Origin of the sequence: Massilia soli (assembly GCF_016809835.1) — a bacterium.
Taxonomy (GTDB): domain Bacteria; phylum Pseudomonadota; class Gammaproteobacteria; order Burkholderiales; family Burkholderiaceae_D; genus Telluria_A; species Telluria_A soli.
This window is the reverse complement of the sequence record NZ_JAFBIL020000006.1, coordinates 364,370-377,486: the sequence shown is the minus strand read 5'-3', so window position 1 is coordinate 377,486 and position 13,117 is coordinate 364,370. Positions and strand designations below refer to the sequence as shown.

Below are 13,117 nucleotides of genomic sequence, written 5' to 3'. Positions count from 1 at the left end.
CCGCCTTTCCCTCGCGGCCGACGTCTTCATCTCGGCCCAGCTCCGCCGATTGTTCATCCCGAATCGTTCCTTGCTGCCTATCCATGGCAGCGCTGCGGCCATGCCGCTTTCGGTCCGGGACTTCGATCGTCCAGAAAGGACTCTCATGAAAGCGGCAAACCAACCAACTCATAGCGCAGTCCGTGGCCGCACCGACGCGGCGCACCTGTTGCGGCGCGCCCCTGCGGCGCCACGCTGTAGCCTGCCGGTTAGCCAGGACCCGCGTTTGACGGCCAGCATCTGGTTCATGGCGGAAGTCAAAGAACTGGCGGAATCGGCACGCGCCAAGGCCAAGACCGACGACGACGACGGCGTCCGCGATGCAGGCGTGCCGCGCGTGCTGCTGATCGACAAAGACCCCGGCACCGCCAAGGTGATGTCGGCGCTGCTGACGCCGGAAGCACGGGTAACCCACGCCGCCACGCTGGCGCAGGCGCAGCAACTGCTGCGCAGCGACATCTTCGCGCTGATCATCATCGACCCGGCTCTCCCCGATGGCAACGCCGCCTCGCTGATGCCGCTGATCGTCGCCACGCCGGTACTGGTGCACGCGGTGCGCGAACCGGCCTGGCGCGACCTGGTGGCGGCATTCCTGCCCAAGCCGTGGACCTCGCAGCGCAGCCTGTGGAGCACCATTTCGCGCCTGCTCGGCGTTCCTACCAATATGTCTGCCGGAGATTGATATGACACCACGCGTTCACGAACCCGTCCTCAAGTCGATCCTGTACGTCGAAGACGACCTGCACGTGCGCACCACCGCCAAGCTGGTGCTCGAAGTGATCGGCAAGCTGGAAGTGCGCGACTGCGGCTCGGGGCACGAAGCACTCGATGCCGCGCGCGGGTTCCACCCCGACCTGATCCTGCTCGACGTCATGATGCCCGAGCTCGACGGAATCGCGACGCTGGCGCGCCTGCGCAACCTGCCGCACCTGGCCGACACGCCGGCGCTGTTCGTCACCGGCCTGACGACGACCCGCGACATCGAGCGCTATACCGACGTCGGCGCGATCGGCGTGATCCCCAAGCCGCTGGCGCCGCTGAAGCTCACCGACCAGCTGCGTACGCTGTGGGAAGAGCATCACCTCGGCCATACCGACGCTTGACGCGACTTTCGCCAGCAACGAAGCGATGCGGGGTCCGCGCCCGGGGATAGCCCCCCGGGCGCGGGCCCCGAATTGCTTTGCTGCTCGATCTTGGAATATCCCGCCCGCCTGTTGCCACTTTTCCGCCGTCTGTCGCACGCCGCTGGAGCCCGTCCCCGTCCTTGTCTAAAGTCGCCCCAGGTCGGCTGAAATCGGCCGCATCAATGTAGAAAAAAACTTCTAGACAAATCAATCTAGATATTTTATTCTACATTCAACGATACGGAGACTTCATGACAACGTTCCGCCTTTCCCCTGGAGTTGCACGATGAGCGCGCTGGTGCCGGCGCTGGCGTGGGCGTTGCTCGACTTCGTCTGGCAGGGCATGCTGATCGGCTGGGGCGCGGCGCTGCTGCTGGCCGCCATGCGCCGTGTCCGCCCGCAGGCGCGCTACGCCGTCGCCTGCGGCGCGCTGCTGCTGTGCGCGGCGCTGCCGCTGTCGGGCGTGGTGCAGCGCATCGCCGATGTGCAGGTGTTGAACGCGACCTTCCTGCCGCTGTCCGGTCCCGACACCGCGCAAGCCATTGCCTTGAATGCCAGCGCCGAACCGGCCGCCTTGCTGGCCGGCTGGGAGCAGGCCTTGCAGGCGCGCCTGCCGCTGGTGGTGCTGTTGTGGTCGTGCGGCGCGGCGCTGCTGGCGCTGCGCATGGCGGTCGGCCTGGCCTGGGTGCGGCGCGTGACCAGCCATCACCAATACCGCTCGGATCCCGCATGGCAGGCGCGCCTCGAGCGCATGGCGGGGCGTTTCGGCATCGCGCGCAAGGTCGTGCTGGGCCTGGTCGACGATATTCACAGTCCGGTCACGGCTGGCTGGTGGCGTCCGGTGGTGCTGGTGCCCGCATCGCTGATATCGGGCATGCCGCCGCACCTGCTGGAGGCGCTGCTGGCGCACGAACTGGCGCATATCCGGCGCCACGATTACCTCGTCAACCTGGTGCAGGGCGCGATCGAGATCGTGTTGTTCTACCACCCGGCCGTGTGGTGGCTGTCGAGGCGCATCCGCGATGAACGCGAACAGATTGCAGATGATTTAGCCGCAAGCATGCTTGGCGAACCGCGGCGCCTGGCACTTGCATTATCCGAGCTGGACCAGTTCCAGTTATCCATCCCTCAACTTGCCCATGCTGCCCACGGAGGAAATCTCATGTCACGCATCAAACGCCTGGTACGCCCGGATACCGAACCCCTGAACTGGAAGGCCGCGCTGCCCGCGCTTGGCCTCGCGGTGGCCTTTGCCGGCTTCTATGCCCACGCCCAGTCGATTCCGCCGGTGCCGCCGGCGCCGCCAGCGCCGTTGGCTGCCGATGTGCCGCCGCCGCCGCCGGTCCCGGCAGTGCCTTCCCGCAGCATGCCGGCGCCGCCGGCCCCGCCAGCCTCGCCAGCCCCGCCAGCCCCGCCGGCGCCGCCAACCCCGCCAGCGAAATGGAGCGTCAGCAAGCAACCCGGCGAGCTGTCGTATGCGATCGTGCGCGGCGAAGAGCGCGGCGGCACCAGAATGAATGGCCACAGCGACGATTTCGACGACCTGAAGGCCGCGAGGAGCGCCGTCAAAGGCGAGTTCCTGTGGTTCCGCGACCGTCACGGCAAGGCCTACATCGTGCAGGACGCGGGCATCCTTGCCCGTGTCAATACGGCCTGGGAACCGCTCGACCGCCTCGGCAAGCAGATGGATGTGCATAGCAAGGAGATGGGCAAGCACAGCAAGGTGATGGATGTGCTGGGCCGTCAGATGACGGCCGTCTCGCCGGCCACGGCGCCGAACGCCGCGCTGCGCAACGCCGAGCGCGACATGCAGGCGCTGGGCCGCGAGCAGGACAAGCTTGCCCGTGAACTGGACAAGCTGGGCCGCAAGATGGCTGACGCCTCCCCGGACCAGCGCAACAGCCTGTCGCGCGACATGGAGCGCCTGAGCGCCAAGATGGAAGTCCTGTCGCGCGAGATGGAAAACTACTCGCTGGTAATCGAGGCCCATTCGCGCGACATCGAAAAAGCCGCCAAGCCGATGGAAGCGATCGGCGCGAAGATGGAGGAGGCCGGCCGTCCGATGGAAGCCCTCGGCAAGAAGATGGGCGAGCTCGGCAAGCAGATGGAAACCGAGAGCCGCGCCGCCGGCAAGACCGTGCGCGGACTGATCGGCGAAGCCGTGTCGCGCGGCCTGGCCAGGCCCGCCCCCGGTTCCGGCGCAAGCTGATGCGTCACGGTCCCGCGCTGGCATGGTCACTGTGCCAACGCGGGACCGGCGCCCATTCGGGCATCGGACAAGCACCCCTCCCGGTATAATCACGGGATGCAAAATCTCCTCCACAATCTCAATCCCGAACAACTCGCCGCCGTCACCCTGCCGCAGCAAAGCGCCCTGATCCTGGCGGGTGCCGGATCGGGCAAGACGCGCGTGCTGACCACCCGCATCGCCTGGCTGATCCAGACCAGCCAGGTCTCGCCGGCCGGGATCATGGCGGTGACGTTTACCAACAAGGCCGCCAAGGAGATGACCACGCGCCTGTCGGCAATGCTGCCGATCAGCACGCGCGGCATGTGGATCGGTACCTTCCACGGCTTGTCGAACCGTTTGCTGCGCACCCACTACCGCGACGCGGCGCTACCGCAGACCTTCCAGATCCTCGACTCGCAAGACCAGCTGTCGATGATCAAGCGGCTGCTCAAGGCGAACAACGTCGACGACGAAAAGTACCCGCCGAAGAACCTGATGTACTTCATCAACAACGCCAAGGACCAAGGGCTGCGCGCCAGCCAGGTCGAAGCGTTCGATCCGATCGAGCGCCGCATGGTGGAGCTGTATGAGCTGTACGACATGCAGTGCCAGCGCGAAGGCGTGGTCGATTTCGCCGAGCTGCTGCTGCGCTGCTACGAGCTGTTGTCGCGCAACCAGCCGCTGCGCGAGCATTACCAGACCCGCTTCCGCCATATCCTGGTCGACGAGTTCCAGGATACCAACGACCTGCAATACCGGTTGCTCAAGCTGCTGGCCGGCCATGGCGAGCGCCACGGCGGGGCGCTGTTCGCGGTCGGCGACGATGACCAGAGCATCTACGCCTTCCGCGGCGCCAACGTCGGCAACATGAGCGCGTTCGAGCGCGAGTTCCAGGTCGAGAACCTGATCAAGCTGGAGCAGAACTACCGCTCGCACGGCCACATCCTCGACAGCGCCAACCAGCTGATCGCCAATAACAGCAAGCGCCTCGGCAAAAACCTGCGCACCGACGCCGGCCACGGCGAGCCGGTACGCATCTACGAAGCCTCGTCCGACCTCGAAGAAGCGCAGTGGATCATCGAGGAAGCCAAGAGCCTGATGGCAGAGGGCGCGGCGCGCAGCGACATCGCGATCCTGTACCGCTCCAACGCGCAGTCGCGCGTGATCGAGCATGCGCTGTTTGCAGCCGGCCTGCCGTACACCGTCTACGGCGGCCAGCGCTACTTTCAGCGCGCCGAGGTCAAGCACGCCATCGCGTACCTGCAGCTGATGGATAACCCGCACAACGATTCGGCGTTCCTGCGGGTGGTGAACTTCCCGACCCGCGGCATCGGCATGCGCACCATCGAGCAACTGCAAGCTGCGGCGGACCAGTACGGCGTGTCGCTGTATGCGGCGGTGCCTTACGTGGCAGGCAAGGGCGGCTCGTCGCTGAACAGCTTTGTGCGCCTGATCGAAGGCGCGCGTTTCGAGACCCAGCAGCTGTCGCTGCCGGAAATGGTGCGCGTGGTGCTCGAATCGAGCGGCCTGCTGACGCACTACCAGAACGAAAAGGAAGGCGCAGACCGCATCGAAAACCTCGAGCAGATGGTCAGCGCTGCAACCCACTTCGTGCAGGAAGAAGGCTTCGGCCAGGGCGCGCCCGCGCACCTCGGCCCGCAAGCGCAGGCGCAGGCCGGTGAAGCGATCGTCAACCAGGATGGCTTCGAGATCCTCGACGCCGACGTGCCGCTGGCCACCGTGATGTCGCCACTGTCGGCTTTCCTGTCGCACGCATCGCTCGAAGCGGGCGACGCGCAGGCGCAGGCAGGGCAGGACGCGCTGCAGCTGATGACGGTGCACTCGGCCAAGGGCCTGGAGTTCGACGCGGTGTTCATCACCGGGCTTGAGGAAGGCTTGTTCCCGCACGAGAGCAGCTCGCGCGAGCTAGATGGCGTCGACGAAGAGCGGCGCCTGATGTACGTGGCGATCACGCGCGCGCGCCGCCGCTTGTACATGAGCTTCACGCAGACCCGCATGCTGCATGGCCAGACGCGCTACAACATGAAGTCGCGCTTCTTCGACGAACTGCCCGAGGAAGCGCTCAAATGGCTGTCCCCGCGCGTGCAGACGCAGTGGTTCGGCAACCGCAAATCGGCGTGGGATGACGCGAAGTTCAACGGCGGATCGGACAACAAGATCGCCCAGCAGATCACCCAGAAGTCCACCAGCGGACCGGGTTGGCGGATCGGCGAATCAGTCGCGCACAGCAAGTTCGGCGAAGGCGTGATCGTGAATATCGAAGGCAGCGGCGGCAATGCGCGTGCCCAGATTAACTTCGGCCGCGCCGGCATGAAGGTGCTTGACCTGTCAGTGGCCAAGCTGGAACGCGTGGCCCGCTAGACGTCGTTTCCGCGCAGGCGGGAATCCACAGGTCGTCGCTGGACAATGCGCCGCATGGATTCCCGCCTGCGCGGGAATGACGGGGCCAGGCTTTGCCGGTTCGGCGAATCAGTCGCGCACAGCAAGTTCGGCGAAGGCGTGATCGTGAATATAGAAGGCAGCGGCGGCAATGCGCGTGCCCAGATGAAGGCGCTTGACCTGTCAGTGGCCAAGCTGGAACGCGTGGCCCGCTAAACGTCGTTCCCGCGCAGGCGGGAACCTACAGGTCGTCGCTGGATCAATGCGCCGCATGGATTCCCGCCTGCGCGGGAATGACGGGTTCAGGCTTTGCCGGTTCGGCGAATCAGTCGCGCACAGCAAGTTCGGCGAAGGCGTGATCGTGAATATCGAAGGCAGCGGCGGGAGCAATGCGCCGCATGGATTCCCGCCTGCGCGGGAATGACGGGGGCAGGCTTCCGGTGCGCCGAACAGGGGTTGGCGGATCGGCGAATCAGTCGCGCACAGCAAGTTCGGCGAAGGCGTGACCGTGAATATCGGAGGCAGCGGCGGCAATGCGCGTGCCCAGATAAAGGCGCTTGACCTGTCAGTGGCCAAGCTGGAACGCGTGGCCCGCTAGACGTCGTTCCCGCGCAGGCGGGAACCTACAGGTCGTCGCTGGAGCAATGCGCCGCATGGATCCCCGCCTGCGCGGGAATGACGGGGTCAGGCTTCGTCGGCCGCAACCGGCTTCGCCGGTTCGGCTTCCGGTGCGCCGAACAGGGTGCAATAAACCGCAAAGAACGAGCAGAACGCGGCGATCGTGTAGATCAGCGATACCGGGATGAGCACCGTCTGGAACATCTGCGTGCGCCCAAAAATCAGCGCCACCACCTGGCCGATGATCGCGCTGATGCCGAACCACGCCAGCGCGAATACCGCGAACGACTTGGCCGCGCCAAAGATCCCGACCACACTGTAGAACACCGCTTTGCCGACGCCCATGCCCTGCCAGTGAACCAGCGGTCCGGTGAACGCGAGCAGCACGAAGGTGACCAGCTGGGCAAAGGCGGTAAACAGGATCGCCGCGCCCACCGACGATGTCTTCGGGTCGATCGCCTCCTGCTCGACCTGGTTCAAGAGGATCTGCAGCCACAAGCCGCCATCGACCAGCGTGGAGGCGGCAATGGCCAGCACCGCCAGCAGCAGGTAGACCATGCCCAACTTGAACAATGTTGCGGAGTGCGGCGAGCGGAAGCCCGTCAGCAGCAGGCCCGGATGGACGCGCTTGCCCGCTTCGGCGTTGGCGCAGCCCTGCATGAAGGCGACCGTAAACATCGGCACCAGCAGGTAGGACAGCAGTTTGCCGACCAGCGGCACCAGGCCGAGGGCGACGGTAATCAGGACATAGCCGAAGAACAGCGCGGCCAGGCCCAGCGGCTGCTTGCGGAACAGGGCAAAGCCACGCTTGACCCAGTTCCAGCCTTCGCGCGCTGGTATCTTATTCATGAAACAGCTCCGGTGCCGGTGTGGCGAGTCGTTCGCGCAGGATGCGCTCAAAATGGGTCGGGTCGTGCGGGGTCAGCATCTCGGCCTCGCGCGGCAGGTGGAAATCGTAGAGGCGTGACAGCCAGAAGCGCAGCGCGGCGGCGCGCAGCATCGGCTGCCAGGATGCCTGTTCGTCGTGCGTGAACGGACGCTCGGCGTGATACGCGTCGAGCATCGCGCGTGCGCGCGCGCGGTCGATCACGCCGCTGTCCGGGTCGATGCACCAGTCGTTGACGGTGACGGCGACATCGAACAGCCAGGTGTCGCAGCCGGCGAAATAGAAATCGAAGAAGCCGGTCAGCTGCTCGCCGACGAACATCACGTTATTGCGGAACAGGTCGGCGTGTATCGGGCCGCGCGGCAGTGCGGCGTAATGCGCGCAGCCGTGGAAGGCTTGCTGGAAGTGCATCTCGGCGCGCAGCAGGTGGGCATCGGCGTCGTCCAGGTACGGCAGCACCGCGGGCGTGGTCTCGTTCCACCAGTCGAGGCCGCGCAGGTTGGACTGCTGCATCGGGAAGTCGCTTCCGGCCACGTGCATTTTGGCGAGCATCGCGCCAACGGCGGCGCAGTGCGCCGGCTGCGGATCCATCTGCGAACTGCCGTCGAGCTTACTGACGATGGCGGCAGGCTTTCCCTGCAGCGGCACTACCAGCTCGCCACGGTCATTGGCGACCGGCGCGGGCACCGGAATGCCGCGCAGCGCGAGGTGGTTCATCAAGTTGAGGTAGAACGGCAGCTGGTCAAAACCAAGGTTCTCGAAGATGGTGAGCACATACTCACCGCGCTCGGTCGTCAGGAAGAAATTGCTGTTCTCAATGCCGGAAGCGATGCCTCTGAGCGCAAGTGCGTTGCCGAGTGGGAACTGCTTGATCCACTGGGTAAGCTCACCCAGCCCGACCGCGGTAAAAACTGCCATGTGAACGCAAAAAAGAAAAAGTCAGTTGAGAATGGACCGGTACCGCATCGCGATGGCCGGGTCCGGCTGCCGGGCGGGGGCGCGGTTATTTCGCTGGCGGCGGCGGTGGCGGGACATTTGCCGGCGGCGCCGCGGCCGCGGCGGCTGCTGCTTCCTCGTCGCGCTGTGCCTGCTTCTTTTTGCTCAGGTCAAACTCCAGTACCTGCCATTGCGGCGGACGCAAGGTGCTGCCAGTGCCGACGCTGGTCTCGTTCACGCTGGCAGGGTTGCGGCCCTTCATGGTGTACGTGCTCTTGCCGCTTTTGACCGTCACTTCCTTGACCTGGCCGCCATCCCGGGTCTCGGTCACCCGGCGCTGCTGCTCGCGCTTCGGCACGATGGTCACCGGCGTGTCCGAGCCTTCTTCGATGCGCTCGAGCCGTGGTGGCGCGTCGCTCGGCTTGGCCTGGGCAAACGCGGAACCGGCATTGGCAAAAAGGAAGAGGGCAAGCAATTTCAAGGCTGGGGATGTGCGCGTCATGATAGTCACCTTTATCGTTGTGACCATTGTAACAAACCGAATGCTTCCCTGTGAAAATGCGTGTAATCGTCCCCATATGGTGGGCATGATTCGACGAGTCGTTGCGTTTTCTTCATGCGCGATTCTGCGATAATGGCAGCTATTCGCCGGCGCCCGGCCCGGCCCACCTTCTTATTGGCATTATGCAAAATACCCTGTTGTTAGTCGACGGCTCCAGTTACCTGTACCGCGCGTTCCACGCCTTGCCCGACTTGCGCAGCCCGGACGGCCATCCGACCGGCGCCATGCACGGCATGGTCAACATGCTGCGCCGCCTGCGCCAGGATTACCCGGCCGCCTACATCGCCTGCGTGTTCGATGCCAAGGGCAAAACTTTCCGTGACGACATGTACCCCGAATACAAGGCCACGCGCGCCTCGATGCCGGACGACCTGCGCCTGCAGATCGAGCCGATCCACGAGGCGGTCAAGCACATGGGCTGGCCTATCTTGATGGTTGACGGCGTCGAGGCCGACGACGTGATCGGTACCCTGTCGGTGCAGGCGTCAAAGCTGGGGATGAAGACGATCGTCTCGACCGGCGACAAGGACCTGGCGCAGCTGGTCAACGACAAGGTCATGCTGATCAACACGATGACCAACGAGAAGCTCGACGAAGCCGGCGTGATGGCCAAGTTCGGCGTGCCGCCGGACCGCATCATCGACTACCTCACGCTGATCGGCGACACCGTCGACAACATCCCCGGTGTCAGCAAGTGCGGCCCAAAGACGGCCCTCAAATGGCTGGCGCAGCATGGCAGCCTGCAAGGCGTCATCGACAACCACCACACCATTACCGGCGCGGTTGGCGAAAACCTGCGCACTGCGCTTGAATGGCTGCCGCAAGGCCGCACTTTGATCACCGTGAAGACCGACTGCGACCTCTCTGGCCACATGGTGTCGATCTCCGAATCGCTGGTAGGGCGCGAGGAAGACAAGGACGGCCTGCGCGACTTCTTCCAGCGCTACGGCTTCAAGACACTGCTGCGCGAGATCGGCGCGGCGGTCGACGCGGGCGCCAGTGGCGTGCTGCTCAATTCGCCCGAAGGCGACCTGTTCGGCGTCGCAGCGACACCGGTCATCCGTGGCGAATACGAGACCGTGCTGACCGAAGAGGCGCTCGACAAATGGCTGGCGCTGATCGACGCCGCCGAACTGACTTCGGTCGACACCGAAACCACCTCGCTCGACCCGATGACGGCCGAAATGGTCGGCATCTCGCTCAGCGTCGAGCCGGGCAAGGGCGCCTACATTCCGGTCGCGCACCGCTACGCCGGCGTGCCGGAACAGCTGTCGCGCGAGCTGGTGCTGGGCAAGCTGCGCGCCTGGCTGGAAGACCCGGCCAAGCCGAAGGTCGGCCAGAACCTCAAGTACGACAGCCACATTTTCGCCAACCACGGCGTGACCTTGCGCGGCATCGCGCACGACACCCTGCTGCAATCGTACGTGTTCGAATCGCACAAGCCGCACGACATGGACGGCCTGGCGATGCGCCACCTCGGCTACACCACCATCCCGTTCACCGACGTATGCGGCAAGGGCGCGGGGCAGATCTGCTTCGACCAGGTCGAGCTGTCGCGCGCGGCCGAATACGCCGGCGAAGACTCCGACATCACGCTGCGCCTGCACCACGCGATGAAGGGCCACGTCGAAAGCGACGAAAAGCTCAACTTCATCTACCGCCAGATCGAACTGCCGACGTCCGTCGTGCTGCAGAAGATCGAGCGCAACGGCGTGCTGATCGACGCCGCGCTGCTCGACACGCAGTCGAACGAACTTGGCGCGCGCCTGATGGAGCTGGAGCAGAAAGCGCACGAACTGGCCGGCGGCCCGTTCAACCTCGGCTCGCCCAAGCAGATCGGCGAAATCTTCTTCGGCAAGCTGCAGCTGCCGGTGATTAAAAAGACCCCGAGCGGCGCCCCATCGACCGACGAAGAAGTGCTGCAAAAGCTGGCCGAAGACTTCCCGCTGCCGAAGGTCCTGCTTGAACACCGCAGCCTGTCGAAGCTGAAGTCGACCTACACCGACAAGCTGCCGAAGATGGTCAACCGCGCCACTGGCCGCGTGCACACCAACTACGCGCAAGCGGTGGCGGTGACGGGACGGCTGTCGTCGAACGACCCGAACCTGCAGAACATCCCGATCAGAACAGCCGAAGGGCGGCGCATCCGCGAAGCCTTCGTCGCGCCGCCAGGCAGCGTGATCGTCTCGGCCGACTACTCGCAGATCGAGCTGCGGATCATGGCGCACATCTCGGAAGACGAAGCGATGCTGCGCGCATTTGCCGATGGCGAAGACATCCACCGCGCGACGGCGGCCGAGATTTTCGGCGTGGCGCCGGCCGACGTCGAAAGCGAGCAGCGCCGTTACGCGAAGGTCATCAACTTCGGCCTGATCTACGGCATGAGCGCCTTCGGGCTGGCGGCCAACCTGGGCGTCGACCGCTCGGCTGCGCAGAGCTACATCGAGCGCTACTTCGCGCGCTTCTCGGGCGTGAAGCAGTACATGGACGACACCCGCATGCAAGCGAAGGCGCGCGGCTACGTCGAGACGGTCTTCGGACGGAGACTGTGGCTCCCCGAGATCAACTCCCCGAACGGCCCGCGCCGCCAGGGCGCCGAACGCGCCGCGATCAATGCGCCGATGCAGGGCACGGCGGCCGACCTGATCAAGCTGGCGATGATCGCGGTGCAGGGCTGGCTCGAAACGGCCGGCATGGCGACAAAGATGGTGATGCAAGTGCACGACGAGCTGGTGCTGGAAGTGCCGGAGCGCGAACTGGAGATCGTCAAGGTCAAGCTGCCGGAGCTGATGGCAGGCGTCGCGCAGCTGAAGGTCCCGCTGCTGGCCGAGGTTGGCGTGGGCAGCAATTGGGACAAAGCGCACTAAACGCGACGGAATATTGACGGTCAGCTAACGAAATCTCAGCGAAGTTGTAAGCAAAAGTTGCAATGTGTGTTGGCGCACACAAACTTGCCACTCGGAAATGTATAGTCCGGTTGTTGCAGCGCGCTACGCGTGCCGGATTATTCATTTTTGAGAGGTTATATATGACACTGACATTCGTTCGTCCGACCCTGATCGCTTGCGCCACCATTGCCGCGGCCACCATTGCCGCTTGCGGCGGCGGCGGCGGCGGGGATAGCGCCGCGCCGGCACCGGCGCCTACCCAGTCCGGCACGCTCGGCGTGTCGCTGACCGACGCGCCAGCCTGCGGTTTCGATGCCGTCAACGTCACTGTCAGCAAGGTGCGCGTGCACCAGAACGGCGCCGCCGGCGACGCCGATAGCGGCTGGAGCGATATCACGCTCAGCCCGGCCCGCAAGATTAACTTGCTTAACCTGACCAACGGCGTGCTGGAAACGCTGGGCGCGACCAGTTTGCCTCCTGGTAAGTACAACCAGCTGCGCTTGGTGCTCGATGCCAACGGCGGCGCCGGCACCGCCAACACCGTCGTCGCCACCGGTACCACCGCCGAGAAGACGCTCGATACGCCAAGCGCCGTTCAGAGCGGCATCAAGATCGCCGGCACCTTCGACGTGGTCTCCGGCCAGCGCACCGACCTGGTGCTCGACTTCGATGCCTGCAAATCGGTACTCACAAAAGGCAACGGCAAGTATGCGCTCAAGCCGGTCATCAAACTGGTGCCAACCGTCAGCAATGGGATCAACGGCTTCATCAGCCCGGCATTGCTGTCGAGCGGCGTGAGCGTGAGCGCCCAGCAGAACGGCACGATCGTCAGTTCGACGGCGCCGAACCCGACATCGGGCGAATTCATCCTGTCGCGCCTGGCGCCAGGCAGCTATGACGTGGTCATCACCGCCGACGGCCGCGCCGCCGCGGTCGTTGCCGCGGTCCCGGTCGCGACGGTCTCGAGCACCACTTCGCTGAGCACGGTCGCCGCTCCGCTGACGCTGGCGGCCAGCCCGGTCGGCAGCATCGCCGGCAGTGTCACGATGACCCCGGCCAGCGCCACTGGCGAAGCGGCCTATGTCTCGGCCCGCCAAACCTTCGCTGCCGGCCCGACGGTGGTGATCAAGTATGCAGGCGCCGACCTGGCAACCGGCGTCTACACGCTTAACAACTTGCCCGTAGCCGCCCCGCAATACGCCACCTACAGCGCGACCCTGCCATTGACGTTCTCGGCCGCGACCACGGCGACGCCAGGCGCGGGCCAGTATTCGGTGTCGGCCGCAGCCACCGGTTATGCCACCCAGACCCGGGCCACCGCGGTTGATATTGCAACGCAGAACGCGTCCAACATTAACTTCGCGCTCGTGCCGTAAGCGTCGCGCAGCCGCCCCGCAAGGCCTCCCTCACCGGAGGCCTTTTTTTCTGGGCGGC

General features: G+C 64.9%; 11 protein-coding genes. 8 read left to right on the top strand and 3 right to left on the bottom strand.

Annotation, left to right across the window (positions count from 1 at the left end):
* Positions 1–145: 145 nt before the first annotated feature.
* The 6 genes from I4X03_RS16760 to I4X03_RS16735 all read left to right on the top strand — a co-directional run bounded on the left by I4X03_RS16760 (position 146) and on the right by I4X03_RS16735 (position 6,217).
* On the top strand, positions 146–721 hold the full coding sequence (locus I4X03_RS16760; RefSeq protein ID WP_223469385.1) for a DNA-binding transcriptional response regulator: 576 nt from the start codon (positions 146–148) through the stop codon (positions 719–721).
* A gap of 1 nt (position 722) precedes the next feature.
* Positions 723–1,142 carry a response regulator gene (locus tag I4X03_RS16755; RefSeq protein ID WP_223469384.1) on the top strand — a complete coding sequence of 140 codons (420 nt, stop codon included), beginning with the start codon at positions 723–725 and terminating at the stop codon, positions 1,140–1,142.
* 307 nt (positions 1,143–1,449) lie between these two features.
* Positions 1,450–3,372 (top strand): M56 family metallopeptidase, encoded by a 1,923-nt coding sequence (locus tag I4X03_RS16750; protein ID WP_223469383.1) that lies wholly within the window; start codon positions 1,450–1,452, stop codon positions 3,370–3,372.
* A 96-nt stretch (positions 3,373–3,468) separates the two neighbouring features.
* Positions 3,469–5,775 (top strand): UvrD-helicase domain-containing protein, encoded by a 2,307-nt coding sequence (locus I4X03_RS16745; protein ID WP_223469382.1) that lies wholly within the window; start codon positions 3,469–3,471, stop codon positions 5,773–5,775.
* Positions 5,776–5,829: 54 nt separating this feature from the next.
* Entirely contained in the window at positions 5,830–6,009 is a 180-nt protein-coding gene (locus tag I4X03_RS16740; RefSeq protein ID WP_223469381.1) for a hypothetical protein, read from the top strand.
* 55 nt (positions 6,010–6,064) lie between these two features.
* Positions 6,065–6,217 (top strand): hypothetical protein, encoded by a 153-nt coding sequence (locus I4X03_RS16735; RefSeq protein WP_223469380.1) that lies wholly within the window; start codon positions 6,065–6,067, stop codon positions 6,215–6,217.
* 260 nt (positions 6,218–6,477) lie between these two features.
* Here the strand turns inward: I4X03_RS16735 and I4X03_RS16730 are convergent, their stop codons facing one another.
* The 3 genes from I4X03_RS16730 to I4X03_RS16720 form a co-directional block, all read right to left on the bottom strand.
* Positions 6,478–7,260: a BPSS1780 family membrane protein gene (locus I4X03_RS16730; RefSeq protein WP_223469379.1), complete on the bottom strand. Its 783-nt coding sequence runs from the start codon at positions 7,258–7,260 to the stop codon at positions 6,478–6,480.
* Positions 7,253–8,215 (bottom strand): homoserine kinase, encoded by a 963-nt coding sequence (locus I4X03_RS16725; protein WP_223469378.1) that lies wholly within the window; start codon positions 8,213–8,215, stop codon positions 7,253–7,255. Before I4X03_RS16725 ends, I4X03_RS16730 begins: the two co-directional genes overlap by 8 nt.
* A gap of 85 nt (positions 8,216–8,300) precedes the next feature.
* Positions 8,301–8,735 carry a hypothetical protein gene (locus tag I4X03_RS16720; RefSeq protein WP_223469377.1) on the bottom strand — a complete coding sequence of 145 codons (435 nt, stop codon included), beginning with the start codon at positions 8,733–8,735 and terminating at the stop codon, positions 8,301–8,303.
* Between the two features lie 182 nt (positions 8,736–8,917).
* Here I4X03_RS16720 and polA point away from each other — a divergent pair, with 182 nt between their 5' ends.
* Positions 8,918–11,662 carry a DNA polymerase I gene (polA, locus tag I4X03_RS16715; RefSeq protein WP_223469376.1) on the top strand — a complete coding sequence of 915 codons (2,745 nt, stop codon included), beginning with the start codon at positions 8,918–8,920 and terminating at the stop codon, positions 11,660–11,662.
* A gap of 161 nt (positions 11,663–11,823) precedes the next feature.
* Positions 11,824–13,059 (top strand): DUF4382 domain-containing protein, encoded by a 1,236-nt coding sequence (locus I4X03_RS16710; RefSeq protein WP_223469375.1) that lies wholly within the window; start codon positions 11,824–11,826, stop codon positions 13,057–13,059.
* Positions 13,060–13,117: the final 58 nt, after the last annotated feature.

What these genes read in the sequence shown, in the direction of transcription:
- I4X03_RS16760 (WP_223469385.1), top strand. Translation starts at nt 146, where the DNA reads ATGAAAGCGGCAAACCAACCAACTCATAGCGCAGTCCGTGGCCGCACC.
- I4X03_RS16755 (WP_223469384.1), top strand. Translation starts at nt 723, where the DNA reads ATGACACCACGCGTTCACGAACCCGTCCTCAAGTCGATCCTGTACGTC.
- I4X03_RS16750 (WP_223469383.1), top strand. Translation starts at nt 1,450, where the DNA reads ATGAGCGCGCTGGTGCCGGCGCTGGCGTGGGCGTTGCTCGACTTCGTC.
- I4X03_RS16745 (WP_223469382.1), top strand. Translation starts at nt 3,469, where the DNA reads ATGCAAAATCTCCTCCACAATCTCAATCCCGAACAACTCGCCGCCGTC.
- I4X03_RS16740 (WP_223469381.1), top strand. Translation starts at nt 5,830, where the DNA reads ATGGATTCCCGCCTGCGCGGGAATGACGGGGCCAGGCTTTGCCGGTTC.
- I4X03_RS16735 (WP_223469380.1), top strand. Translation starts at nt 6,065, where the DNA reads ATGGATTCCCGCCTGCGCGGGAATGACGGGTTCAGGCTTTGCCGGTTC.
- I4X03_RS16730 (WP_223469379.1), bottom strand. Translation starts at nt 7,260, where the DNA reads ATGAATAAGATACCAGCGCGCGAAGGCTGGAACTGGGTCAAGCGTGGC.
- I4X03_RS16725 (WP_223469378.1), bottom strand. Translation starts at nt 8,215, where the DNA reads ATGGCAGTTTTTACCGCGGTCGGGCTGGGTGAGCTTACCCAGTGGATC.
- I4X03_RS16720 (WP_223469377.1), bottom strand. Translation starts at nt 8,735, where the DNA reads ATGACGCGCACATCCCCAGCCTTGAAATTGCTTGCCCTCTTCCTTTTT.
- polA (WP_223469376.1), top strand. Translation starts at nt 8,918, where the DNA reads ATGCAAAATACCCTGTTGTTAGTCGACGGCTCCAGTTACCTGTACCGC.
- I4X03_RS16710 (WP_223469375.1), top strand. Translation starts at nt 11,824, where the DNA reads ATGACACTGACATTCGTTCGTCCGACCCTGATCGCTTGCGCCACCATT.